General features: G+C 66.1%; 18 protein-coding genes. 4 read left to right on the top strand and 14 right to left on the bottom strand.

Features of this window, described 5'->3' with window-relative positions:
- Window positions 1-42: 42 nt before the first annotated feature.
- On the bottom strand, window positions 43-1,842 hold the full coding sequence (gene ggt, locus ACOHX0_RS19890; RefSeq protein WP_420678977.1) for a gamma-glutamyltransferase: 1,800 nt from the start codon (window positions 1,840-1,842) through the stop codon (window positions 43-45).
- Between the two features lie 63 nt (window positions 1,843-1,905).
- Window positions 1,906-2,892, bottom strand: a complete 987-nt coding sequence (locus ACOHX0_RS19885) for a 2-hydroxyacid dehydrogenase (RefSeq protein ID WP_420678976.1) — start codon at window positions 2,890-2,892, stop codon at window positions 1,906-1,908.
- 218 nt (window positions 2,893-3,110) lie between these two features.
- Between ACOHX0_RS19885 and ACOHX0_RS19880 the strand changes: the two genes are divergently transcribed.
- Complete coding sequence (locus ACOHX0_RS19880) at window positions 3,111-3,602, top strand: SH3 domain-containing protein (RefSeq protein WP_420678997.1); 492 nt, start codon at window positions 3,111-3,113, stop codon at window positions 3,600-3,602.
- Window positions 3,603-3,924: 322 nt separating this feature from the next.
- Window positions 3,925-6,138, top strand: a complete 2,214-nt coding sequence (locus ACOHX0_RS19875; protein WP_420678975.1) for an NADP-dependent isocitrate dehydrogenase — start codon at window positions 3,925-3,927, stop codon at window positions 6,136-6,138.
- Window positions 6,139-6,676: 538 nt separating this feature from the next.
- Here the strand turns inward: ACOHX0_RS19875 and ACOHX0_RS19870 are convergent.
- The 12 genes from ACOHX0_RS19870 to ACOHX0_RS19815 form a co-directional block, all read right to left on the bottom strand.
- A complete protein-coding gene (locus ACOHX0_RS19870) occupies window positions 6,677-8,569 on the bottom strand; it encodes a methyl-accepting chemotaxis protein (protein WP_420678974.1) in 1,893 nt (630 codons plus the stop codon).
- 286 nt (window positions 8,570-8,855) lie between these two features.
- On the bottom strand, window positions 8,856-10,772 hold the full coding sequence (locus ACOHX0_RS19865; protein WP_420678973.1) for a beta-galactosidase: 1,917 nt from the start codon (window positions 10,770-10,772) through the stop codon (window positions 8,856-8,858).
- Between the two features lie 27 nt (window positions 10,773-10,799).
- Window positions 10,800-11,813: an aldose epimerase family protein gene (locus ACOHX0_RS19860; protein ID WP_420678972.1), complete on the bottom strand. Its 1,014-nt coding sequence runs from the start codon at window positions 11,811-11,813 to the stop codon at window positions 10,800-10,802.
- An 8-nt stretch (window positions 11,814-11,821) separates the two neighbouring features.
- Window positions 11,822-12,673: an SMP-30/gluconolactonase/LRE family protein gene (locus ACOHX0_RS19855; protein WP_420678971.1), complete on the bottom strand. Its 852-nt coding sequence runs from the start codon at window positions 12,671-12,673 to the stop codon at window positions 11,822-11,824.
- On the bottom strand, window positions 12,670-13,278 hold the full coding sequence (locus ACOHX0_RS19850; RefSeq protein WP_420678970.1) for a 2-dehydro-3-deoxy-6-phosphogalactonate aldolase: 609 nt from the start codon (window positions 13,276-13,278) through the stop codon (window positions 12,670-12,672). Before ACOHX0_RS19850 ends, ACOHX0_RS19855 begins: the two co-directional genes overlap by 4 nt.
- Entirely contained in the window at window positions 13,275-14,180 is a 906-nt protein-coding gene (locus ACOHX0_RS19845) for a 2-dehydro-3-deoxygalactonokinase (RefSeq protein WP_420678969.1), read from the bottom strand. The genes ACOHX0_RS19850 and ACOHX0_RS19845 overlap by 4 nt, the downstream gene beginning before the upstream one ends.
- Window positions 14,177-14,947, bottom strand: a complete 771-nt coding sequence (locus ACOHX0_RS19840; protein WP_420678968.1) for an SDR family NAD(P)-dependent oxidoreductase — start codon at window positions 14,945-14,947, stop codon at window positions 14,177-14,179. The genes ACOHX0_RS19845 and ACOHX0_RS19840 overlap by 4 nt, the downstream gene beginning before the upstream one ends.
- The gene (locus ACOHX0_RS19835) at window positions 14,947-16,656 is read right to left on the bottom strand and encodes an IlvD/Edd family dehydratase (protein ID WP_420678967.1); all 1,710 of its coding nucleotides are present in this window, start codon (window positions 16,654-16,656) and stop codon (window positions 14,947-14,949) included. Before ACOHX0_RS19835 ends, ACOHX0_RS19840 begins: the two co-directional genes overlap by 1 nt.
- On the bottom strand, window positions 16,653-18,737 hold the full coding sequence (locus ACOHX0_RS19830) for an alpha-galactosidase (protein ID WP_420678966.1): 2,085 nt from the start codon (window positions 18,735-18,737) through the stop codon (window positions 16,653-16,655). Before ACOHX0_RS19830 ends, ACOHX0_RS19835 begins: the two co-directional genes overlap by 4 nt.
- On the bottom strand, window positions 18,734-19,582 hold the full coding sequence (locus ACOHX0_RS19825; RefSeq protein WP_420678965.1) for a carbohydrate ABC transporter permease: 849 nt from the start codon (window positions 19,580-19,582) through the stop codon (window positions 18,734-18,736). The genes ACOHX0_RS19830 and ACOHX0_RS19825 overlap by 4 nt, the downstream gene beginning before the upstream one ends.
- Window position 19,583: 1 nt before the next feature.
- Complete coding sequence (locus tag ACOHX0_RS19820; RefSeq protein WP_420678964.1) at window positions 19,584-20,513, bottom strand: carbohydrate ABC transporter permease; 930 nt, start codon at window positions 20,511-20,513, stop codon at window positions 19,584-19,586.
- A 79-nt stretch (window positions 20,514-20,592) separates the two neighbouring features.
- Window positions 20,593-21,831 carry an ABC transporter substrate-binding protein gene (locus ACOHX0_RS19815; protein ID WP_420678963.1) on the bottom strand — a complete coding sequence of 413 codons (1,239 nt, stop codon included), beginning with the start codon at window positions 21,829-21,831 and terminating at the stop codon, window positions 20,593-20,595.
- Between the two features lie 147 nt (window positions 21,832-21,978).
- On the opposite strand from ACOHX0_RS19815, the gene ACOHX0_RS19810 reads away from it, so the two are divergent.
- Both ACOHX0_RS19810 and ACOHX0_RS19805 read left to right on the top strand, forming a co-directional pair.
- Window positions 21,979-22,764: an IclR family transcriptional regulator gene (locus ACOHX0_RS19810; RefSeq protein WP_420678962.1), complete on the top strand. Its 786-nt coding sequence runs from the start codon at window positions 21,979-21,981 to the stop codon at window positions 22,762-22,764.
- Between the two features lie 28 nt (window positions 22,765-22,792).
- Window positions 22,793-23,854: an ABC transporter ATP-binding protein gene (locus ACOHX0_RS19805; RefSeq protein WP_420678961.1), complete on the top strand. Its 1,062-nt coding sequence runs from the start codon at window positions 22,793-22,795 to the stop codon at window positions 23,852-23,854.
- Window positions 23,855-23,984 lie beyond the last annotated feature (130 nt).

The raw sequence follows: 23,984 nt of genomic DNA, 5'->3' as shown, positions 1-23,984 counted from the left end.
GCACTATAGGCGGGCAGTGCCGGGGAACAAGGGCGGCGGGCCTCACCCGCCCAGCGCGATGCCTTCCCTGCGGGGATCGGCCGCGCCCTTCAGCCCGTCCTCCCCGATCCCGATGGCGTGCAGGCCCGAATTCAGATCGCGGATGTTCACCTCATACCCCATCTCGGTCAGCGGCCCTTCCAGCCCTTCGGCGCTTGTGCCCGCCTCCAGATCGTAGGTGCCAAAGCGGTTCACCGCATGCGGCAGCGCCAGCGCCTCCTGCAGGTTCAGCCCCCAGTCGGCCCAGGCGACGATGGATTTCGCCACATAGCCGATGATCCGGCTGCCGCCCGGAGAGCCAATCGCCAGCACCGGCTCGCCCTCCTTCAGCAGTATCGTCGGCGCCATCGAGGAGCGCGGCCGCTTGCCCGGCTCCACCCGGTTGGCAATCGGCGCACCGTCGACATGGGTGCGGAAGGAGAAATCCGTGAGCTCGTTGTTGAGCAGGAAGCCACCCGCCATCAGCCGCGAGCCAAAGCCGTTCTCGATCGTCGTCGTCATCGACAGCACGTTGCCATATTGATCCACGATCGAAATATGAGAGGTCGAGGGCAGCTCGATCGACTGGTCATCCGCAAGCCGGGGCATCAGCCCCGCATGGTCGAACTCCGGCGCGCCGGGCGCCACCTCGGGCAGCGCGTCGTCACCGGCCAAAAGCTCAGCCCGCGCGGCGAGGTAATCCGCCGCCACCAGCCCCTGCGCAGGCACCGGCACATAGTCGCTGTCGGCGATGAAGCGGCCGCGGTCGGCAAAGGCCAGACGCGAGGCGTCGCCGATCAGCCGCCAGGCCTCGGCGCTCTCCGCGCCCAGTTCAGCCAGATCATACTGTTCCAGCATGCCGAGTATCTGCGCCACCGTCAGTGCGCCAGAAGACGGCGGCCCCATGCCGCACGCCTCGAACGCGCGGTAGGTGACGCAGACCGCCGGACGCTCCTTCACGTGATAAAGCGCAAGATCCGTGGCCGAGAGCACGCCCGGGTTGCCTTCCGCGCCGGTCACAGCCTCGACGATTTTGGCCGCCAGCGGGCCGGTGTAGAAGGCCTTGGCGCCTTGATCGGCCAAGGACCGCAGGGTGGCGGCATAATCCGGATTCTTCAGCGTGGCACCTTCGGCCAGCGGCGCGCCGTCCGGCAGGAAATAGGCGGCGGTGGCCGGGAAGCGTCCCAGCCGATCGGCATCCCCCTCCACCAGCGCGGCCAGGCGCGGCGAGACGGCAAAGCCCTCCTCGGCGAGCCGCACCGCAGGTTCGAACAGACCCGCCCAATTGGCCCGCCCCCAGCGCCGGTGTGCGGCTTCCATCAGTGCGGGCGTCCCAGGCGTGCCGACCGAGCGGCCGCCCACCACCGCGTCATAGAATTTCAGCGGCTCACCGTTTTCATCCTGAAACAGCACCGGCGTTGCCGCCATCGGCGCGGTCTCGCGCCCGTCGAGCGTAGTCAGCTCGCCGGTTTCAGCATCATACCAGACCAGAAAGGCGCCGCCCCCGAGGCCTGAGGATTGCGGCTCCACCAGCCCCAGCACCGCCTGGACCGCCACCATCGCATCCGCCGCCGTGCCGCCCCGGCGCAGCACCTCGGCGCCTGCCGCCACCGCGTGCGGATTGGCGGCCGCAACCATCCAGTTTTCCGCCTCCACTACGCGGCCCGCTGCCTTAGCCTCCTGCGCCGCCGCGACTTCTTGCGAGATCGCCGCGGCACTGCCCGCCGCCGCGCCTTCCGGCGCCACCGCATCCGCGGCCTCCTGCGCCGCGGCCGGAGCGGCCAGAGCCGCCGCCAGTGCCAGAGCCAGATTCGAATGCCTCATGGAAATCTCTCCCTATTCTTGCAAATGCTCCGCTTCAATTCCGGCCCCGGCGAGGGCGCCAGCCTACAGCATCGACGGCACCACCTGATCCGGCGGCCGGTGGCCGTCCTCGAAGGTCTTGATGTTCAACAGCACCTTCTCGCCCATCTCGATCCGCCCCTCGAGCGTGGCCGAGCCCATATGGGGCAACAGCACCACATTCGGCAGCTCGCGCAGGCGCGGGTTGATGTCAGTGCCGTGCTCATAGACGTCGAGCCCGGCGCCCGCGATCTCGCCCGCGCGCAGCATCCGCGTCAGCGCATGCTCGTCGATCACCTCCCCGCGCGAGGTGTTCACGATCACCGCCGAGGGCTTCATCAGCTTCAGCCGCCGCGCATTCATCAAGTGGAAGGTCGAGGGCGTCGAGGGGCAGTTGATCGACAGCACGTCCGTCCGCGCCACCATCTGATCAAGGCTCTCCCAATAGGTTGCCTCCAGCGCCTCCTCGACCTCGGGGCGGAGGCGGCGGCGGTTGTGGTAATGCACCTGCATGCCGAAAGCAGAGGCGCGGCGGGCCACCGCCTGGCCGATCCGCCCCATGCCAAGGATACCCAGCCGCCGCCCGGCGATGCGCCCGCCCAGAAGCGCGGTCGGCGCCCAGCCCTTCCAGTCGCCGCTCTGCATCACTGCAAGTCCCTCGGGAATGCGGCGCACCACCGCCATGATCAGCGCCATCGTCATGTCCGCGGTGTCATCGGTCAGCACCCCCGGCGTGTTGGAGACCAGAATGCCGCGCTGCCGGGCCGTCGCGACATCGATATGGTCGACCCCGGCGCCGTAGTTGGCGATCAGTTTCAGCCGCTCGCCCGCCTGCCCCAGAAGACCTGCGTCGATCGTATCGGTGACCGTGGGCACCAGCACATCGGCCTCCTTCATCGCCACCGCCAGCTCAGCCTTGCTCATCGGCGCGTCATCCTCGCGCAGGCGCACATCAAACAGCTCGCTCAGCCGCGTCTCCACCGGTTCCGGCAACCGTCGCGTCACGACAACACTCAGACGTTCTCTTGGCACTTGCGCTCTCCCCTGGTCTTTTCAATTGTTGCGCTTGCATGGCATCGTGGCGCAGGACGCAGACGGGCACAAGAACCCATGCGCATTCCCCCGACCCGCCGCCTTGTGCCGCGGCGCCACATCGGGGAAACAGAGGCGGGCGGCGAACCGGGCAACCCCGGGCGGCTAGGCAGAGAGGCGGACAGGCAGTGAAGACAGCGGCATCGGCATGGCGCCATCTGGCAGCGGCGGCAGCCGCGCTTGTGCTGGCGGCTGGCGCGTGCAGCGCGGCGCTGGCGGAAAACCGCGGCCCGGTCACCAACCTGCCGCTGCCCCGTTTCGTCTCGATGAAGGCCGCCGAGGGCAACGTTCGCCGCGGCCCCTCCCTCACCCACAAGATCGACTGGGTGTTCAAACGCCGCAGCATGCCGCTGGAAATCACCGCCGAATACGGCCATTGGCGCCGGGTGCGCGACCGCGACGGCGCCGGCGGCTGGGTGCATTACGCGCTGCTCTCGGGGGTGCGCACCGTGCTGGTGGAGGAAGACATGCTGACCGTGCACGCCAAACCTGACGACCGCGCCCCGGTCACTGCCGCCTTCGAGCTGGGCGTGGTGGCGCGGCTCGGCAGCTGCACCCCGGACTGGTGCCATATCTCGGCCGGCGGCTACCGCGGCTGGGCGCCCAAGACAAAGCTCTGGGGCGTGGCACCCGGCGAAATCCGCGAGTAACCGCCGCGCTAAAACGTCCCGCAGCCACTTTCTGACCGCAAATACCCCAGGGTGAATTGGCCGTCAGGCCAAGAGGGGCAGCGCCCCTCCCCTTCCTCCGGTCGCACCCCGCACCCGCAAACGCGGCAATCCGCGCAGCGGGAAAGATACATGCGGCAATTGCACCCGCGGCAATCGTGTTTTACATGAGGGCCATACCCGATGGCCGCCCCGCATGGCCGGCCGGTGCCGGCACCGGCCCCGCCACGGGCTTATCCCAGGGGCGCAGCGCCGCTACGCTAAAAGTATCAAAGCTTCCGAACTCTCTGAAAGGTTGTGAAACATGGCAGAAAACTCAAACCCCGACATTCTGTATACCATCGTAGACGAAGCGCCCGAGCTGGCCTCGGCCTCCTTCCTGCCGGTGATCCGCAAGTTTGCCGCCGCCGCAGGCGTCACCGTGGGCACCAAGGACATTTCGCTTGCGGGCCGCATCATCGCAGCCTTCCCGGAGAAGCTGACCGAAGACCAGCGCCAGTCCGATGACCTCGCCGCCCTGGGCGAGTTGGTGAAGACGCCCGAGGCCAATGTCATCAAGCTGCCCAACATCTCGGCCTCGGTGCCGCAGCTGACCGCCGCCATCGCCGAGCTGCAGGCGCAGAGCTACGACATCCCCGACTACCCGGAAAAGCCCGAGGGCAAGGAAGCCGAGTCGATCCGTGCGCGCTACGATGCGATCAAGGGCTCGGCGGTGAACCCGGTCCTGCGCGAAGGCAACTCCGACCGCCGCGCCGCGAAGGCGGTGAAGAACTTCGCCCAGAAGAACCCGCACTCGATGGGCGAGTGGTCCGCAGACAGCAAGACCAAGGTCTCCTCGATGCCGGGGAATGATTTCTACGCAAACGAGAAATCCGCCACCATCACCGCCGCCCAGGCCGGTGCCGCGCGGATCGAGTTTGTTGCCAAGGACGGCTCCGTCACCGTGCTGAAGGACGGCTGGCCGCTGGACGAGGGCACCGTCGCCGATGCAACCTTCATGTCGGTCAAGGCGCTGTCGGACTTCCTGGGCCACGCGATCGAGGACACAAAATCCGACGGCACCATGTTCTCGCTGCACATGAAGGCGACGATGATGAAGGTCTCCGACCCGATCATCTTCGGCTATGCCGTGAAAGCCTGGCTGGCGCCTGTGTTCGACAAATACGGCACCGAGCTGCGCGAGCTGGGCGTGAACCCCAACTCCGGCATGGGCGACCTCCTGGAGCGGGTGAAGAACAACCCCGACATCGTCGCCGCGATCGAAAACATCCGCGCCGAGCGCCCCGAAATGTACATGGTCGACAGCGACAAGGGCATCACCAACCTGCACGTGCCCTCCGACGTGATCATCGACGCCTCGATGCCCGCGGTGATCCGCGCCGGCGGCAAGGGCTGGGATTCCAAGGGCGACAAGGGCGACGTGAACTGCGTCATTCCGGACAACTGCTATGCGCCGGTCTATGACGAGACCATCAATTTCTTCAAGGAAAACGGCGCGCTGGACGTGACCAAGGCGGGCTCGGTCGCCAACGTCGGCCTGATGGCGCAGAAGGCAGAGGAATACGGCTCCCACCCGACCACCTTCGAAGCCCCCGCCGACGGCACCATCCGCATTGTGCTGTCCAACGCCGACACGCTGCATTCCCATGAAGTGGAACAGGGCGACATTTGGCGCGCCTGCACCGTGAAGAAAGCCCCGATCGAGAACTGGATCGAGCTGGCAATGGACCGTCAGCGCCTCACCGGCTCCGAGGCGATATTCTGGCTGGATGCAAACCGCGCGCATGACGCCGAGCTGATCAAATACGTGAAGCCCGCGCTGGACGCGGCCGGTGTCGCGGACAAATTCCAGATCCTCGCCCCGCGCGAAGCCACCCGCCAGTCGCTGGAGACGATCACCGCAGGCAAGGATTCCATCGCCATCACCGGCAACGTGCTGCGCGACTACCTGACCGACCTGTTCCCGATCCTGGAGCTGGGCACCTCGGCCAAGATGCTGTCGATCGTGAAGCTGATGAACGGCGGCGGGTTGTTCGAGACCGGCGCCGGCGGCTCGGCCCCGAAACACGTGCAGCAGCTGGTGCAGGAGAACCACCTGCGCTGGGATTCGATGGGTGAGTTCTGCGCGCTGGGGGAAAGCCTCAAGTTCCTGGCCGACGTCAAGGGCAATGCCAAGGCCGACGTGCTGGGCAAGGCGGCGGAGGACGCGACTCAAGGCATCCTCGACAATAACCGCTCGCCCTCGCGCAAAGTGGGTGAACCGGACAACCGCGACAGCCACTACTGGTTTGCCCGCTACTGGGCCGAGGCGCTGGCGGCGCAGACCGAAGACGCCGAGCTGGCCGCGCATTTCGCGCCGATCGCCGAAGCGCTGGGGGCAAAGGAAGAAGAGATCCTGAGCGAACTCGCAGCGGTGCAGGGCGATGCGGCCGATATCGGCGGCTATTACCACCCCAGCACCGAGCTGAAGGCCAAGGTGATGCGTCCCTCGGCAACGCTGAACGCCATCATCGGCTAAGCGCCTGCGCTTGAACAAAAACTCCGAAATGCCCGGCCCTCGCGCCGGGCATTTTCATTCCGGCTTGACCCGGCGGGCGCCGCCAGAGCTGCCCGCCAGAATGCGGCGCCGGTGACATACAGGTGCCTCGGAAAATACGCTTCTCCCTGTTCCCCTTTTTCAAGCAGGGCATGGGGATGCCGGCCGCGAACGCTTCGCCCAACTGTCTCCAAAACGGCTTGCCCGCAGCAATTTCCTGCAAGGCACCCAAAAATAACGCGATCCTGCGCTTATCCCACTGCGGCCGCGAAAGGCCGGCTGCACACGCTGCCCGAAATTTCTTCGGACCGGGACAGCGCCCGCCCGCCGCATCAAAGACCTGTCGCCGTCACCGCCAGCAGAGGCCCGAGCCGCAAACACGCGAATGTGAGGCCGGAAGCGGAGCAAGCCCTGCCGGGCGCACGGGTGAAAGCAGTTTCTGCCCCGGCGCAAACTGCGCAAACAGAAATCGCCCGGGCCGAACCCGGGCGTCCTGATTTTTTGCCAGGCCGCTGGCAGGTCAGAAATCTTCCCACAGTGCCCTGGCGGTGTTGCCTTCGCTGGCTGGCACTGCCTTGACCGGCTGAACCGCGGCGCTGTTGTCCCAGCCATCGTCGCCATGGGCCGTCGGCACCGCAGGCGCAGCCGCCGGTTCCGCCCGCGCTGGTGCTGCGGCCATGCCGCTGATCTTGAAATGCTCCACCAGCCCGGCCAGCTTGGCCGCGTCCGATTTCAGCATGTGGCCCGCGGCATTGGCCTCTTCCACCATGGCGGCGTTCTGCTGGGTCACCTGGTCCAGCTGGGTCACACCGGTGTTGATTTCCCCCAAACCAGTGGACTGCTCGGCCGCGCTTTCGGCGATGCCCGAGACCAGCTGCGAGATGTGGCCGACCCGCGCCACGATGCTTTGCAGAGCCTCGCCGGTCTTGCCGACAAGATCGACGCCGCGCTCCACCTGTTTCGAGCTGTCGCCGATAAGGGTCTTGATCTCCATTGCCGCATCCGACGAGCGCTGCGCCAGGGCGCGGACTTCGCTTGCAACAACCGCAAAGCCCTTGCCAGCCTCGCCTGCGCGGGCCGCTTCCACACCTGCGTTCAGCGCCAGCAGGTTGGTCTGGAAGGCGATGTCGTCGATCACGCTGATGATCTGCGAGATATGCGTGGAAGATTGCTCTATCCCGGTCATTGCCTGCACAGCGTTCTGCACCACTTTGCCGCTTTCCTCGGCCTCGGCGCGGGCCTCGCCCATCGTGGCCTCGACACCGCGGGCGCCGTCCGCCGCGGACTTGACGCTGGCGGTCAGCTGGTCCAGTGCAGCCGCGGTTTCCTCCAGCGTGGCGGCCTGGCTTTCGGTGCGCTGCGACAGGTCGTCGGAGGCCTGGCTGATCTCGGCGGCGCCATTGCGGATGCTGCTGGCTGCGTCGATCACCTGCGCGACCGTATCACTGAGACGGCTGGAGGTGGAATTGAAATCGGCGCGCAGCTGCTCGTACTCCTCCGGGAAGCTTTCGGTGATCTGCGCGGTCAGGTCGCCATGCGACAGCGCCGACAGCTTGCCGCTGAGCACCCTCACGACCTCGCTCTGCCGCTCGTCCTGCTCCTGTTTGGCTTCCTCCAAGTCGCGCTGCCGGATCTGGGCTTGGCGGAACACGTCCAGGGTGCGCGCCATCTCGCCCAGCTCGCTGCGGGACCGGGTGGCTGGAATTTCGCTCTCCGTATCGCCATCGGCCAGCGTCAGCATCCGGTCGCGCAGCGCGCCGAGCGGGCCGGTGACGCCGCGGGTAATGAAGAAGGCCGCCAGCGTCAGAACCACAAGGCTGATCGCGAACATCACCATCGCCTTGGTGCGCATCACCCCCACATCGGCATCGATATCAGAGACATAGGCCCCGGTTCCCACGATCCAGCCCCAGGGTTGGAAGGCCTGCACGTAGCCGATCTTGGCTTCGATGGTTTCGGAATTCGGCTTCTTGAAGTAGTAGGTCAGCGGCCCGGCGCCATCGGCGGCGGCGATCTTCTCCAGTTCGCGGAATACCTTGATTCCGGTCACATCCTCAAAGTCGCCCTGGTTGGTGCCATTCCAGTCCGGCACGGTCGGATGCGCCTGAACGACCAGGTCATGATCGAAGACAAAAACATAGCCCGCCTCTCCGAAACGCAGGGCAGTCAGGCGCTCGCGGCCGATGTCGCGGGCCTGTTCCGGTGTGAACCGGCCGTCATGGATACCCGCCTCCAGATCCTGCAACAAGCTCACCGCCGCGTCCGTCACATGGTGGAGCTCCTTGTAGCGCATGTCGTAGGCGTTTTTGACGGACTGCGACAGCAGCACCGCCGTCAGCGCGGCCGCCAAGCCGAGCGCAAGCGCCGCCAAGGCGTAAATTCGCACAGGAAGACGGTAGAGAAGTGCAGGCATCGGGAACAGGTCCTTTCTGAGGGCAGTTCCACATACGGTTAGGCAGGGAATCCTAAGAATTCCCTAGCCACTGAGGTTCGCATAAATTCCGGCCTATTATTTGCGCCCGCGCAACGCGGACCGCCGCGCCAAAACGGCAGGACCAAGGCCATTCCGTGGCCCCGGCCCTGCCCCAGGCGCCCGGCAGCGGACCCGCCCGGCCGCGGCCACCGCAAAAGACCCGCGTCAGGCGGGCTTCTTCTTCAGCGCGTAAAATTCCGGGCGGCAAAAGCCCCGCCCGCCCGTCTCAGATCACCGTCCGCAGTACGGACACCGGCGGCAGGGTCCGGCCCGAAACCTTGCGCGCCTCTGCCGAGTAGTTGAACCAGAAGCATTCCTTGCCGGTCTGCCGCACCCGCACGCCTTCCGGCAGGTCCAGGCAATCCAGCCCGGCTTCGCCTGCCGCATGGCGCAGCACGCGGGCCAGAGCGCTGGGGTCCATCCAGCCGCAGAGGTAGATCATGCGGCCATCCGCGGCGGCGGCGGGGCTGCCGTCGTCCAGCTGCACCACGGCCTCGAAGTCGCCCTCCACCGCCTCGCGGTAGCCAGTGACCGCGCCGCCGCCCTGCAAGGGAATGGGCATGTCCGGCCGCAGGCTTTCGACATGGGTGACAGTCAGGTTCCAGCCCGGCAGAGCCGGCGGCAGCGGCACCGGCGTGCGCATGGTGGCGTCCCGGGCACCGCTGCGCGGGCCCAGGATGCAGATGGCATCGCTTTCCCTCAGCCTCTGCTTCAAGGTATCCGTCATATGCATCAGCCCAGGTGCAGCGATCAGGCGGTAGCCGCTCAGATCCGCATCAGGGCGCAGGACGTCGATCGACCAGCCAAGCTGGCGCATCGCGCGGTACGTCTCAAACGCCAGGTCGAAATAGCTGAGCCCCGCGCCATGCGGCTGGATCGACCAGGCCCAGTCGGCCTCGTAGTCGAAAATCAGCGCCACCTCGGCCTTCCGGGGCGCGACCTCCGGCGCCTCCGCAAGCTCGCGCGCGACCTCCGCGGCCTCACCCAGCCCGGGCGCGGGCAGGCTGTCGGGCCGCAGGAGCCCGGCATGCATCTGCTCCTGCGCCATCGGCGCCTGCCGCCAGCGGAAATAGCAGACCGCCTCGGCACCATGGGCAAAGGCCTCCCAGCTCCAGAGCCGCACCATGCCCGGCAGCGGCGCCGGATTGTGCGGCGCCCAGTTCACCGGCCCGGGCTGCTGCTCCATTACCCACCAGCGGCCGCGCCCGACCGTGCGGTAGAGGTCGTGGTGGAAGGCCTGGAAGTCCGGATCACCCTGGCGCGCATAGGCGCGCTGATGGGCGGCGTCCGTCTTGACCCGGTCTTCGAGGAAACCGAGCGGGTAGCTGTCCCAGCTGGCGATATCCAGGTCGCCGCCCACCTTGTAGTGGTCGAAACCGGTGATCCGGCCCATGTAGTTATGGGCAATCGGCGCCTTGGAATGGGCGCGGATGATCTCGGTCTGGAGCCGGTTGAAAGCCACCACCTGATCGGAGCTGAAGCGGTGGAAGTCGAGCACGTGGGAGGGGTTCGGTTCGGTCACGGTGAGGTTGGGCAGGCCGATCTGCTCGAAGTCGCCATAGTCCATCGACCAGAACACGTTGCCCCAAGCCTCGTTCAGCGCCTCGATCCCGCTTTGGTTGCCTTGCGCCGGATAGCGGGCCTCAAGCCATTTGCGGAACGCCTGCAGCGCGCAGTTGCTGTAGGAGAGCACGGTGTCGTGGCAGCCGTATTCGTTGTCGGTCTGCCAGGCGGCGACATGGGGGTTGGTGCCGTAGCGCTCGGCGAGGAGCGTGACGATCCGCGCGCATTCAGCCTTGTAGCCCTCGTGGCTGAAGCAATAGTGGCGGCGCGAGCCGAAATGGCGCGGGCGGCCCTCGGCATCGCGCGCCAGCATGTCCGGGTGACGGTCAAGCATCCAGCGCGGCGGTGTCGCGGTGGGCGTGCCCAGCACCACCTTGAGCCCCGCCTGCCCGAGGATCCCGATGGCCTCGTCCAGCCAGGCAAAGTCATAGGCGCGTGGCTGCGGCTCCAGCCGGGACCAGGCAAACTCGCCGATGCGGACCCAGGTGAGCCCGGCTTCTGCCATGCGGCGGGCGTCCTCCTCCCAGATGTGCCGCGGCCAGTGCTCGGGGTAATAGCAGGTGCCAAGGGTGCGTTTCATGGTGCCCTCATATGGTTGGATGGCCGGTCAGCGGTCTGGGTGGCTCGGGGTGATGAACCGGTATCTGACCTGGTGTCTATAGGTCTCTCCCGGACACAGGATCGCAGCTGGGAAATTGCGTCGGTTCGGAGCGTCCGGCCAGGCCTGGGTTTCCAGCGCGAGCCCGGCGCGCGGCCCGTAGCGGCGGCCCTCCAGCCCCGGCACGCCAGCGGGCGGGAGGTGATCGCAGGTATAGGCCTGCACCCCGGGCGCGGCGGTCTCCACCACCATCGCAAGCCCGCTCTGCGGAGCGTAAAGGACCGCGGCCTCACGCAGCGTTCCAGGCTGCGAGCAGAGGCAGAAGTTGTGGTCCAGCGGCTGGGTGCCGATATTGCGGGGGCTGCGGAAGTCGAACTCTGTGCCGGCGACGCTGCGGATGTCCCCGGTTGGGATGCTGTCTTCGTCCACGGGCAGGTACTCCGGCGCCTCAATCTGCAGCATGTGCCCGCCAATCGACGGGCTGCCGTCGAGGGTGAAATAACCGTGATGCGCGAAGGACACCGGGGTGGGCGCGTCGGTTGTGGCGGATAAGTCTATCTCCAGCGCCCTTGAGGCGGTGAGCGTGAAAGCCGCCCGGACGTCCAGGTTTCCCGGAAAGCCCATCTCGCCATCCGCCATTTGCAAGGACAGAACCACCTGGTCCCCGCGCAGCTCCGCAAGCGACCACAGCCGGAAACTGGCCCCCGCGCGTCCGCCATGCAGGCAGTGCTTGCCGTTCTCGTTGCGGTCCGCCTGGAACGCCTGCCCGTCCGTCTCGAAGCGCCCGCCCGCAATGCGGTTGGAGAACCGCCCCACCAGACCGCCAAAATAGGCCATCGGCCCGAGGTAGGGCGCCAGGTGATCCGCGCCGAGGACCAGCGGGTGCGTAAAACCCTCCAGCCGCAGGTCCTGCACGGTTGCACCGTAGCTCAGGATGCTGGCCGTGAGCCCGCCTCCTTCGATGGTGAAACGGCGCACCGCATCTCCCGAGGGCAGCCTGCCAAAGTCCCCGGCGCCTTCCATCCCTTGCCTCACCCAAGCAAAACGCGGTGTTCGGCCTGCCCGGTGAAGCCGGTTTTCACCGCGAAGGTCCGCCCGTCATGGTCTCCCGCAGGATCGAGCCCCTGCGCGGCGGAGGTGGCGAACAGTGTCTGCAAGCCGGGGCCGCCGAAGGCCGGGCAGGACATCTGGCTGGCCGGAAATTCGATGGCAGAGAGGAACGCCCCGTCCGGCCCGTAACGTGCCACACGCGAGGCGCCCCACTGGGCACACCACAGGCAGCCCTCGGCGTCCACGACCGCGCCATCCGGGTTCAGACCTTCTTTTGAGAGATCAAGGAACAGTTCCGCCGCGCCCTCGGGCCAGCCTTCGGCATCCAGCGGCTGGCGCAGGATGCGGCGGGCGGGCGTGTCGGTGTAATAAGCGTGGCGCCCGTCCGGGCTGAAGCAGATCGCGTTGGAGATAGTGATATCCGGCACCAGCGGCACCAGCTCTCCCTTGTAGAAGCGGTAGATCGCGCCCGCCCCCGGCTCGGCCTGTTTGCCCATGGTGCCGATCCAGAAGCCGCCGAAGGGGTCGGCGCGGCCGTCATTGGAGCGGGTCACCGGGTTGTCCGCCTCCAGCGCAACCACATCCTCCCGTGAGCCGTCCGCAAGGCTGAACCGGAACAGCGCAGTCTCAGACGCGATCAGCAAGATGCCGGGGCCGATCCAGCCCGCGGCCGAGACATGCTCGCCGAATTGCCACTCCAGCGCGCCGCTTGCGTCCCGGCTCATGAGCCGCTTGCCCAAAATATCGAACCAGAACAGCTGTTCGCGCTCCGGGTGCCAGAGCGGGCCTTCGCCCAGCGTGCAAGCGCGGCTGTCGAACACCTCGGGGCTCATGACGCGACCGCCGCGTCGTAGGCAGAAACGATGTCGGCGGCGCGGGCGGCAACCTCCTTGGCCGTGAAGCCGGGCTTGTAGAGCGCGGTTCCAATGCCGAATCCGGTGGCGCCGGCAGCGAGCCATTCGGCGAAATTCGCAGGCTCCACGCCACCGACGGCATAGGTGCGCGCGTCAGACGGCAGAACGGCGCGGATGGCATTCAAACCGCCGATGCCGATGAGCGTGCCGGGAAACAGCTTCAGCCCGTCGGCGCCGTGGCGCAGGGCGGTGAAGCACTCGGTCGGGGTCATCACGCCGGGATAGGAGGCCATGCCCAGCGCCTTGGTGCGGGTGATCACCTCCGGGTTGCAGTCGGGCGAGACGATGAGCCTGCCGCCCGCGGCGTGCACAGCGTCCACCTCTTCGGCGCGCAGCACGGTGCCCGCGCCGATCTGCGCCGTCCCGGACAGCGCGGAAGCAAGCGCTTCAATGGAGCGGAACGGGTCGGGCGAGTTGAGCGGCACCTCGATGCGGTCAATGCCGGCCGTGGCCAGGGCCTGCCCGATCTCCAGAACGTCCTCGGGTGTCACCCCGCGCAGAATTGCAATGATTTCGCGGCTCATGTCGTCATCTCCTCGTAAGCGGCCGTCAGCCCCGCCAATGCCAGCCCGGCACCATCCGTTTCACGCACAGCGGCGCCCTGGGCCTCCAGCGCCGCGCGGTAGAGCGCGGTCAGCATTGGCGCGCCGATCAGCACGATGGCCTGTCCCTGCCAATGCTCCCGTGCGGCGGCGAGCTCCGCTCCCATCAGCAGCCCCGAGAGGCGCGCGCGGCTGGTGGCGGCACTGGCGCCCTGCAAAAGAGACGCCGCCCGCAAGGGAAACAGCAGCGCCGCCAGCTGCTCAGGCGCGGCTAGGACCTCCCCGGCAGCGCCATGGAAAGCCGCGTCCTCCCAGCCCTCTCCCGCCAGTGAATGGCGCAGGACCGAGTGGCCGGACAGCAGCGCAAACAGCTCTCCGGTCATGAAAGTGGTGAACCCCGTGATCTGCCCGCCCTTGATGCGGACCCATTTGCTGTGGGTTCCCGGCAGGCAGAGCACACCTTCGAAAGCAGGATCTTCGCGCAGGAAGCCCGCGATCTGGGTTTCCTCGCCGCGCATCACGTCCGGCGGGCTGTCTTGCTGGACCCCCGGCAAGATACGGACGTCCAGCCGTGGGTCCAAGACCACCGGCCGCGCTGCCGCGCCCGCGCCCGGCGGCGGACAGGGGGCCGCGGCATAAGGTGCCTCGACCCAGCCCTGCCGGGCGCCTGCCATGCCGCAGACGATCACCGGCATGGGCCGGTCCGTAAGATGCGGCGCGAGCAGGTCCAGCAGCACTGGTTCGAACTCCGCGGGCTTCAGGCTGCCCATGCCCCGGTCCGACGACAGCGCCGCGATCACGCCGCCCGAACCATCCATCACCCAGGCCCGCAGGTTCGACGTGCCCCAGTCCGCCGCAACCCAGGCTGCCTCCGCCGTGCTCATCCCGTCACCACCACGCCGCCGTCGACAACCATGGCCTGCCCGGTCATCATCCGGCTGGTATCGGAGGCGAGGAACAGCACAGCATCGACAATATCCTGCGGCTTCAGGTGATCCTTCAGGCATTGCCGCTCCATATGCGCCGCCAGCGCTTCGGGCGTGGCCCATTGGTCCAGCTGCTTTTCGGTCAACACCCAGCCCGGTGCCAAAGCGTTGACGCGGATGCGGTCCGGCCCGAACTCCCGCGCGAGCGAGCGGGTCATGCCGTTGATGCCGGAGTTGGCGGTGGTGTAGCTGACGTAGCCGGTATTGCCCATCATGTAGCTGATCGAGGAGAAGTTGACGATCGCGCCGCCGCCGGCATCGCGCATGCCGGGGATCACCGCCTGGCAGGCAAAGAAATAGGCCTTGAGGTTGATCGCCTGGCTCCAGTCCCAGAAGTCCTCGTCCACCTCCAGCGCGCCGTGCCGCTGGTCGTTGGCGGCGTTGTTGACCAGCGCGGTGACGGGGCCATGCGCCTTTGCGGCCCGCGCGATGCAGTCCTTCAGCGCAGCGATATCGGTGATGTCGCAGGGCAGGAACAGCGGCCTCGTGCCGTGCTTTTCTTCCATCGCATCACAGAAAGCGGTGGCATCGGAGCGCTGCACGAAGGCGACCCGCGCGCCCTGCGCCATGAAGCCATCGGTCAGCGCAGCGCCAATACCCGCGCCGCCGCCGGTGATGAAGACGCTCTTGCCCGCGAGGTCGTGGAATGTGGCGGTCTTGGTCATCAGTGGCTCTCTCTTGTTACCGGGCGGGTGTCCTTGCCGACGAGGAAGTCGAGGTCCGCGCCCTGGTCAGCCTGCATCACGTGGTCAACGTACATCTTCGCATAACCGCGGGTATAATGCGGCTCGGGCGGTTGCCAGTCCGCGCGGCGGGCGACGAGTTCTTCCTCCGGCACCAGCAGCTCCAGCACGCCCGCCTTGGCCGAGACCCGGATGCGGTCGCCGGTGCGCACCAGCGCCAGCGTGCCGCCCTCGTTTGCCTCGGGCGAGACATGCAGGATCACCGTGCCATAGGCCGTGCCGGACATCCGGGCGTCAGAGATCCGCACCATGTCGCGCACGCCCTCCTGCACCAGCTTCAGCGGGATCGGCATGTTGCCGACCTCGGCCATGCCAGGATAGCCCTTGGGGCCGCAGCCCTTCAGCACAAGAATGGTGTCCTTGTTCACCGGCAGGTCCGGGTCGTTGATGGTGGCCTTCAATTCCTCGATATTCTCGAACACATGCGCCGGCCCCTCGTGTTCCAGGAGCGCGTCGGTGGCGGCCGAGGGCTTCACGATGGCGCCGCGCTCGGCCAGGTTGCCGCGCAGCACACGCAGGCCCGCGGCTGGTTTCAGGGGCGCGTCGAAGGCATGGATCACGTCGCGGTTCCAGCACTCCGCGCCTTCGCCGTAAGCCTGGATATCGGTATCCATCACGGTGCGCGCCGGGCGCAGCAGGTGCGACAGCTCCTTCAGAATCACCGGCATTCCGCCCGCATAGCAGAAATCTTCCATCAGGTATTTTCCCGAGGGCATGCAGTTGACCAGCAAGGGTATTTCCGAGCCGATCTCGAAATCATCCAGTGTCAGGTCGATGCCGACACGGCCCGCGATGGCCAGGAGATGCACCACCGCGTTGGTCGACCCGCCAACGGCGGCATTGGCGAGGATCGCGTTTTCGAAGGCTTCGCGGGTCAGGATGGAGGACATGCACATCCCCTCTTCGACCATGCCCACGATGCGCTTGCCGGTCAGATGCGCCAGCGCCATGCGGCGGGCGTCCACTGCCGGGAGCGCGGCGTTGGTGGGCAGGCTCATGCCCATCGCCTCGACCAGGCTGGCCATGGTACTGGCGGTGCCCATGGTCATACAGACACCCTTGGAGCGGCTCATGCCCGATTCCGCGGCCATGAAATCGGCCAGTGTCATCTCGCCCGCGCGCACCGCTTCGGAGAACTTCCACACATCCGTGCCCGAGCCGATGTCCTGGCCCTGCCACTTGCCGTTCAGCATCGGACCCGAGCTCACCACGATCGCGGGCAGGTCGACCGAGGCCGCGCCCATCAGCTGCCCGGGCGTGGTCTTGTCGCAGCCGCCAAGCAGCACCACGCCGTCGATGCCATAAGCGCGGATCGATTCCTCCACATCCATCGCCAGCAGGTTGCGGAACAGCATCGCGGTGGGTTTCATCTGGGTCTCCCCGAGGCTCATCACCGGGAATTCCACCGGGAAGCCGCCCGCCTCCCAGACGCCGCGCTTCACTCCCTCGGCCAGCTCGCGCAGGCCGCTGTTGCAGGGCGTGAGCTCGGACCAGGTGTTGCAGATGCCGATGACCGGGCGGCCGTCAAAGACATGATCCGGAAAGCCCTGGTTCTTCATCCAGCTGCGGTGAATAAAGCCATCCTTGTCCAGCTTGCCATACCAGGCGCGGTTGCGTCGCTCCTTGCTCATACCTGCTCTCCTTTGATGACCCACATCGTTTCCGGGAACGTCCACGGAAGCGTCAGGCCCTGGGTCATCAGGCTGGTCCCGCTGAGGACGAGGGGTTCCGATTTGATCGCCTGGGCACCGCGCGACAGCGCCGGGGCATCACCCCGGTTCACCAGCTCGATGCGGTAGTAGCACTCCGGTTGCAGCCGGGTCAGCCGCAGCGGGCGAGGCGCGATCTGGGGCGAGGTTTCGGCCTTGCCCGCAAAGACCACGAACTGGCTGCCGTCCTGGGCCAGCTGCTGTTCGGCAATCACCGCGGCATCGGCGCTGTCAAGGCGCAGGATATCCGCCGATGCCATCCAGCCGCGGTTGGCCTTCCACCAGCCGGTGACCTCGCGCAGCACCTGCGCCTCCTCATCCGTCAGCTCCCGCGGGTCCATCTCGAAACCCATGTGGCGCTGAGCCGCGGCCCAGGCGCGGAAACGGATATCGAGGCTGCGGCCCGAGGTGTGGCAGCGGCGCGGGCCGACATGGCTGCCGGTCACCGCCAGCGGCAGGAACAGCGCCGCGTTGTGCTGTATCCTGAGGCGTTCCACCGCGTCGTTGCTGTCCGACAGCCACACCCGCTGCGTTCGCTGCAGAATGCCAAAATCGATCCGCCCGCCGCCGCTGGCGCAGCTTTCGATCTCGACCCGCGGGAAGGCCTCCCGCAGCCGGTCGAGCAGCGCATAGGTGCCGCGGGTCTGGGCGGCATCGGGCGCGGGCAACACGCGGTTGTGGTCCCACTTCACGTAGTCGATCTCGTGATCCGACAGCACCTTGCCGATCCGCCCGAACAGGTAGTCCCGGACCTCCGGCAGGGCCATGTTCAGCGCGAACTGCTGGCGGCCGGGGATCTGGTCCTCATCCCCCAGCACCCAATCGGGATGGGCGCGGAAGGTGTCGGAGTCGGCGTTGATCATCTCCGGCTCGAACCAGAGGCCGAAGGATATGCCCAGCCCTTGCACATGGTCGATCAGCGGCTTGAGCCCATCGGGGTACTTGCGCGCATCGACCTGCCAATCGCCAAGCGCCCTTGTGTCATCGTCGCGGGTGCCGAACCAGCCGTCATCCAGCACGAAGCGCTCCGCGCCAAGCTCCGCCGCGCGGCTGGCGATCTCTTTCAGCTCGGGCAGCTTGTGATCGAAATAGACCGCCTCCCAGCAATTGTAATGCACCGGACGCGGGCGGGAGGGATCGGGGAACTGCACGATCCGGTCGCGCAGGTGGCGCTGGAAGGCGACACCGCAGCCGTTCAGCCCCTCGCCGGAATAGACCGCGTAGAGCGGCGCGGTGGCAAAGCGGGTGGCCGGTTCCGCCTCGATCCCGGTGGCATGCCCGAACTGCACCTGGCGGCGCCCGTCGGGAAGCTCCTCGGCCACCATGCGGTGCCCGCCGGACCAGCCGTAGTGGAACCCATAGGCCTCCCCCGCGGTATTGGTGGCGCCGCGGCAGGGAACGATAAGTCCGGGAAAGTGCTCGTGCCCGGAGCGGCCGGTGCGGTTCTCGCGGCAGCGGATGCCAGCAGTCCAAGGCGTGCGCACCATCTGAAACTCGCCGCACCAGCGTCCGGCAAAGTCTATCATCCCGTCGCTGAGTTGCGGCGCGGGGACCACCGGGGCAGCGAGCCAGTGCAGGCGCATTGGCTGGGTGCAGTCGATCTCGGCCCGGACCTCAAGCACGTGGGTCTGGGCATCCAGGGCAAAGAGCGCCCGGTAGGCCAGCCCCGCGGCCTGATCGCGGAACGTGAGCGTCAGGCGCTGGCCGTCCGCCTCCGCCGCGTCGAACCGGAACCGCGGCAGAACCGGCCGCCCTGCCGCATCCGCGATCACCAGCCCCGGCTGGCCGGGGAAACTGCGCGACGCCTCGGGGCAGAGCGACAGTTCGGGGTTTTCGTCCAGCATACCGCCGGTCACGTCAATGGCCTGCGCCCGGGCCAGCGTGTCGAGGTTCTCATCCTCCGGCAGGCGCGGGCCCCAATAGACCACCCCGGCCAGGCGGCCGTTCTGCGAGGCGAGGACCAGGGTCTGCTTATTGTCATCCAGCCGCCAGCTTCGGATCATTTCACGGCTCCCAAGGTCAGACCGGCGATGAAGTGGCGCTGCATCAGAAAGAACATCAGCACCGGCGGCAGCGCCGCCACGATGGACCCGGCCGAGACCAGGTGCCAGGCCGCCACCCACTGGCCGTTCAGCGAATAAAGCCCGGCGGTGATCGGCTGGTTGTCGGCGCCCTGGGTCAGCACGGTGGCCCAGAAGTAATCGTTCCAGATGAAAGTGAAAATCAGCACCGACAGCGCCGCAAGCGCGGGCTTCATCAAGGGCATCACCACGAACCAGAAGATGCGGATCTCGGAAATCCCCTCGACCCGTGCCGCCTCGATCAGCTCGTATGGCAGTGCGCGGATGAAGTTGCGCATGAACAGCGTGCAGAACCCGGCCTGAAAGGCGATATGGAACAGCGCCAGCCCGTACCAGGTGTTGTACATGCCCAGATCCAGCGTCAGGTCGCGCACCGGCACCATCAGAATCTGGAAGGGCACGAAGTTGCCCGCGATGAACATGAAGAAGATTAGAAGGTTGCCCTTGAACCGGTAGACCGCCAGCGCAAAGCCCGTCATGCAGCTGAGCGCCACAGCCCCAATCACCGTCGGGATCGTCACCTTGAAGGAATTGAGGATGTACTGGCCGATCGGGGTTTGCTTGAAGATCGCAGTGTAGTTCTCCAACAGGTTGAAGCTGGTCGGCCAGCCCCAATAGTTGCCCGCAGTGATGTCACCGGCCGAGCGCACCGAGGTGAGCGCCACGGCAATGAGCGGCAGCAGCCAGAGGATCAGCGCAACCGGCAGGGCGATCTTGTAGGCAAGCTGGGTGGCGGGAGAGGTTTTCTCGATGGGTCTGGGGAACATCTCAGTGGCCTTTCTCGTCGCGGTACATCTTCCACAGGAAGCCCACGATGTAGATCATCATGATGAGGAACAGCACGACGGCGATGGCCGCGCCATAGCCCATGCGGAAGCCGTATTCGGAAAACGCCTGTTCATACATGTAGAAGGCCAGCACCCGCGAAGACCCCCAGGGCCCGCCGTCGGTCATGATCGAGACCAGATCAAAACTGCGCAGCGCACCGATCACCGTCACCACCACGGCAATGAAGGTCGCGGGCCTCAGCTGCGGCAGGATCACGTACCAGAGCATCCTGGCGCCCTTGGCATTGTCGAGCCGCGCCGCCTCGATCTGCTCGGGATCGACGGCGTTCAGACCGGTGAGATAGAGGATCATGCAATAGGCGGTCTGCGGCCAGAGCCCGGCGGCGATGATCCCGTAGGTCACGTAGTCCTCATTGGCCAGCACCGCGACCGGCTCGATCCCAAACCAGCCCAGCGCGATATTCATCAGCCCGTAGCTGGGATCGTAGAACCAGGCAAAGACCAGCCCTACGACCACCTGCGAGATCACGAAGGGAAAGAAGAACAGCGACTTGTAGATGCGGATGCCGCGCACCGTCTGGTTCAAAAACAGCGCCACGAACAACCCCATCGGGATCGCCAGCATGTAGAGGACAAGCCAGATCACGTTGTTCTTGAGCGAGGTGTAGAACGCCTCGTCATCCATCAGCTCGGCGTAATTGGCACCCCCGACCCAGGTTTTCGCGCCCAGGCCATCCCAGTCGTAAAAGGAGATATTCACGGACTGGAAGATCGGGATGATCACGTAGATCAGGAACATGAAGATACCCGGCGCCAGGAACAGCCAGGGCGCAAGCCGCTGCTGGTTCTGCTTCCACCAGCTTTTCTTGCGCAGCGGCGGATGGGTGTCGGGGACAACGGGGGCGGTCATGGCTTCTCCTCCACTGGGGCGCGCAGGCTGGCGCCCTGCCCCGCCCGGCGCTGCCGGACAGGGCCATGTTCAAGGGATGTCAGTTGTAGACGCGCTGGCGGGTCTTCTCGAGCCGCTCCAGAATCTTGTCCATGCGCTCGGGCTTGACCATGAATTCCTGGAAGCCCTCCATGCCCGCCTTGGCCATTTCGGCGGGGGCGTCGCGGTCAAAGAACTGGGCAATGCCGCCTTCGGTCGAGGACAGCATCTCGTAGCCGGCTTGCAGGAACTTGTCGTCGCCCACTTCGGAGTTCTTGTTGATCGGCAGCTGGCCGAGTGTCTTGTTGATCTCGGTCTGCACCTCGGCGCGGGCCAGATACGCCAGGAACTTCTTGGCGTCCGCCTTGTTCTTGGCGTTGGCCGGGATGTGCATCGTGTCGGTCGGCGCGTCTTCGGCCATCGGCACGTCCGGGTTGATCTGCGGGAACTGGAAGAAGCCCAGCTGATCGTCGCTCAGCCCCGCCTCGCGCAGCGGCGCGACCGCGAAGTTGCCCATCACATACATCGCTGCATCGCCCTGCACCATCGGCGCCAGCGCCTCCTGCCAGGAATAGGCGGCGTGGTTTTCGAGGAAGAAGCCCGCGTCGATCAGTTCCTTCCAGTTGTTGAAGGTCGCCTTCACGCGGTCGTCGGTCCAGGGCACTTCGCCCTTGGTCAGCGCCATGTGGAAATCATAGCCGTTGGTGCGCAGGTTCAGGTAGTCAAAGACGCCGCCCGCGGTCCACAGGTATTTGGTGCCGATGGTGACCGGGGTGATGCCCGCCTCCTTCAGCTTTGCCCCGGCCGCCTTGAACGCCTCCCAGTCCGCAGGCACCTCGATGCCATGCTCCTCGAACAGGTCTTTGCGGTAGTAGACCCCCCATTGGTAGTAGGTATAGGGCACGCCCCAGATCTTGCCGTCGATGGTCATGGAACCAAGCGCCGAGCCAAGGGTCTCCTCCAGGCCGTTGTCCTCCCAGACGTCATTCACCGGCTCGAACAGGCCCGCGTTCACGTAAGGCAGCATCCGGTTGCCGGCATACCAGCTGGCAAGATCCGGCGCATCGGCGGTCAGGAAGTTGCGGATCGAGGTCTTGTAGCCCTCGTGGTCGAACAGGTTCCAGGTCACCTTGACATCGGGATGCTCGGCCTCGAACCCGGCGATCAGCGCTTCAAAAGCCGCCTTGGGCGCGGGGTCGGAGGTATCGGTGTTGATCACCAGCTCGCCCCCAAAGGCCGCCGATGCGATGAGGGTCGACGCGGCCAATGCCGCCGTCAGCTTCTTTGCTCTCCGGATCATGTCTCTCCCTTTCTCCTCCAGACATTTCTCAATCCGTAAGTTCCACATATTGGAACAAACGTTTTATCAATTGACACTCTAGTTTCGACTTGCTATTGAGTCAACAATTGCTTTTGGCAGCCCCGGACATCTGAGCAAGCGGACAGCATGAACAAGCAGACAGGAACGGACGGAACGGTCGGAAAGGCTCTGGATCTCCTCGATATCGTAGTGGCCTTTGGCCGCGCGGTGCGGTTTTCCGAGGTTCTGGAGGCCAGCCCCTACCCGAAGGCCACCCTGCACCGCCTGCTGCAGACCCTCACCAACCAGGGCATGCTGGCCTATGAGGCGGAGCGGCAGGTCTATGTCCCCGGCATGCGGCTGGTGCGGATCGCCCGCCATGCCTGGGACCAGTCCTCGCTCGCACCGATGGCCCTGCCGTTCCTCGGCACGCTGGCCGATGACGTGGGCGAGACCGTGCACCTGGCGCAGATGGAAAACAGCCGCGTGGTATTCATCGAGAAAGTGACGCCCGCGCAGGGATTCCAGACCATGGCCCGCCCCGGCCGCCGCTCCCCCGCCCACTGCACCGGCGTCGGCAAGGTGATGCTGGCCTTCATGGACGCGGACCGGCAGAACGCCGCGCTGGAGCGGCAGCTCTACGAAAGCTTCACCCCTGCAACCCACGCCGGCCCCGACACCCTCTGCCCCGAACTGGAGCAGATCCGCGCCGAGGGCGTCGCCTTTGACCGGGAAGAGCACGAGCAGGGTATCATCAGCATCGCCGCGCCACTCCTTGGCGGCGCGAACCGGGTGATCGGGGCCATTTCAGTGGTCACGTCGACGTTCCGCATGCCATTGGAAGATCTAGACAAATTCCGGCCCGCGCTGTTGCGGACCGCGGCACAGATCGGCTCGGAAGCCGCGGTCTGGCCCTATCCGCTGGCGCAATAGCCGTATCGGAAAACTTGGGAGGAAAACCATGTCAGGTGTTGCACTTCAACAGGCCGTCAAGCGCTATGGCAAAGCCCAGGTGATTCACGGCGTCGACCTGCAGATCGCCGACGGCGAGTTCTGCGTCTTCGTCGGCCCCTCGGGCTGCGGCAAGTCCACGCTCCTGCGGATGATCGCCGGGCTGGAGGAAACCTCGGACGGCGCCATCATGATCGGCGGGCGCGACGTGACCCGCGCCGACCCGGCCGAACGCGGCGTCGCCATGGTGTTCCAGACCTACGCGCTCTACCCGCACATGTCGGTCGAGGAGAACATGGGCTTCGGGCTCAAGATGAACGGAGTCGACAGGGGCACCATCAAGGCGAAAGTGTCCGAGGCCAGCCGCATCCTGAAGCTCGACGACTACTTGAGTCGCAAGCCCAAGGCGCTCTCCGGCGGCCAGCGCCAGCGCGTCGCCATCGGCCGCGCCATCGTCCGCGGCCCCGAAGTGTTCCTCTTCGACGAGCCGCTCTCGAACCTCGACGCCGAACTGCGCGTCGACATGCGTGTCGAGATCGCCCGGCTGCACAAGGAAATCGGCGCGACGATGATCTACGTCACCCACGACCAGGTCGAGGCGATGACGCTGGCCGACAAGATCGTGGTGCTGCGCGCGGGCCATATCGAGCAGGTGGGCACCCCGATGCATCTCTACCAGGACCCGGACAACAAGTTCGTCGCGGGCTTCATCGGCTCGCCTGCCATGAACTTCATGGCGGGCAAGGTGACGGGCGGTCAGGTGACGGTTCCCGCCTTGGACAACACCGCGATTCCGGCCCCCGTCGCCCTGCCCCGCGACGGCAGCGAGGTGATTGTCGGCTTGCGCCCCCAGCACCTGGCGGTCCGCGAAGGTCCCTCGCCGGTGACCGTCGACATCCGCGAAAGCCTTGGCGGCGTCGCCTACGACTACCTCGACACACCCACGGGCGAGCGCATCGTGGTCGAGACCAGGGGCGACGAGGCGATCCCGGAAGGCAGCGGCGTCATGCTGGATTTCGATCCGGCCAATGCGATGTTCTTCGACGCCAAGACGGAACTCCGCCTGCGCTGAACGGGCGTTGTTGCAGAACTCTTACTGCTAAGGATTCACATCACGAATCCATGCGGTTAGACGGGGCCGATGAGTAAGCCCGCACCTGCCCGCTACCGCACGACGAATTGGTCCAGCTACAACGATGCGC

Origin of the sequence: Cribrihabitans pelagius, assembly GCF_048820915.1 — a bacterium.
GTDB lineage: Bacteria > Pseudomonadota > Alphaproteobacteria > Rhodobacterales > Rhodobacteraceae > Cribrihabitans_A > Cribrihabitans_A pelagius.
The sequence above is the reverse complement of the archived record's forward strand: the minus strand, read 5'-3'. Positions and strand labels throughout refer to the sequence as shown.

What these genes read in the sequence shown, in the direction of transcription:
- ACOHX0_RS19825 (WP_420678965.1), bottom strand. Translation starts at nt 19,582, where the DNA reads ATGTTCCCCAGACCCATCGAGAAAACCTCTCCCGCCACCCAGCTTGCC.
- ACOHX0_RS19870 (WP_420678974.1), bottom strand. Translation starts at nt 8,569, where the DNA reads ATGCCTGCACTTCTCTACCGTCTTCCTGTGCGAATTTACGCCTTGGCG.
- ACOHX0_RS19850 (WP_420678970.1), bottom strand. Translation starts at nt 13,278, where the DNA reads ATGAGCCGCGAAATCATTGCAATTCTGCGCGGGGTGACACCCGAGGAC.
- ACOHX0_RS19830 (WP_420678966.1), bottom strand. Translation starts at nt 18,737, where the DNA reads ATGATCCGAAGCTGGCGGCTGGATGACAATAAGCAGACCCTGGTCCTC.
- ACOHX0_RS19845 (WP_420678969.1), bottom strand. Translation starts at nt 14,180, where the DNA reads ATGAGCACGGCGGAGGCAGCCTGGGTTGCGGCGGACTGGGGCACGTCG.
- ACOHX0_RS19840 (WP_420678968.1), bottom strand. Translation starts at nt 14,947, where the DNA reads ATGACCAAGACCGCCACATTCCACGACCTCGCGGGCAAGAGCGTCTTC.
- ACOHX0_RS19820 (WP_420678964.1), bottom strand. Translation starts at nt 20,513, where the DNA reads ATGACCGCCCCCGTTGTCCCCGACACCCATCCGCCGCTGCGCAAGAAA.
- ACOHX0_RS19815 (WP_420678963.1), bottom strand. Translation starts at nt 21,831, where the DNA reads ATGATCCGGAGAGCAAAGAAGCTGACGGCGGCATTGGCCGCGTCGACC.
- ACOHX0_RS19860 (WP_420678972.1), bottom strand. Translation starts at nt 11,813, where the DNA reads ATGGAAGGCGCCGGGGACTTTGGCAGGCTGCCCTCGGGAGATGCGGTG.
- ACOHX0_RS19810 (WP_420678962.1), top strand. Translation starts at nt 21,979, where the DNA reads ATGAACAAGCAGACAGGAACGGACGGAACGGTCGGAAAGGCTCTGGAT.
- ACOHX0_RS19835 (WP_420678967.1), bottom strand. Translation starts at nt 16,656, where the DNA reads ATGAGCAAGGAGCGACGCAACCGCGCCTGGTATGGCAAGCTGGACAAG.
- ACOHX0_RS19805 (WP_420678961.1), top strand. Translation starts at nt 22,793, where the DNA reads ATGTCAGGTGTTGCACTTCAACAGGCCGTCAAGCGCTATGGCAAAGCC.
- ACOHX0_RS19875 (WP_420678975.1), top strand. Translation starts at nt 3,925, where the DNA reads ATGGCAGAAAACTCAAACCCCGACATTCTGTATACCATCGTAGACGAA.
- ggt (WP_420678977.1), bottom strand. Translation starts at nt 1,842, where the DNA reads ATGAGGCATTCGAATCTGGCTCTGGCACTGGCGGCGGCTCTGGCCGCT.
- ACOHX0_RS19855 (WP_420678971.1), bottom strand. Translation starts at nt 12,673, where the DNA reads ATGAGCCCCGAGGTGTTCGACAGCCGCGCTTGCACGCTGGGCGAAGGC.
- ACOHX0_RS19865 (WP_420678973.1), bottom strand. Translation starts at nt 10,772, where the DNA reads ATGAAACGCACCCTTGGCACCTGCTATTACCCCGAGCACTGGCCGCGG.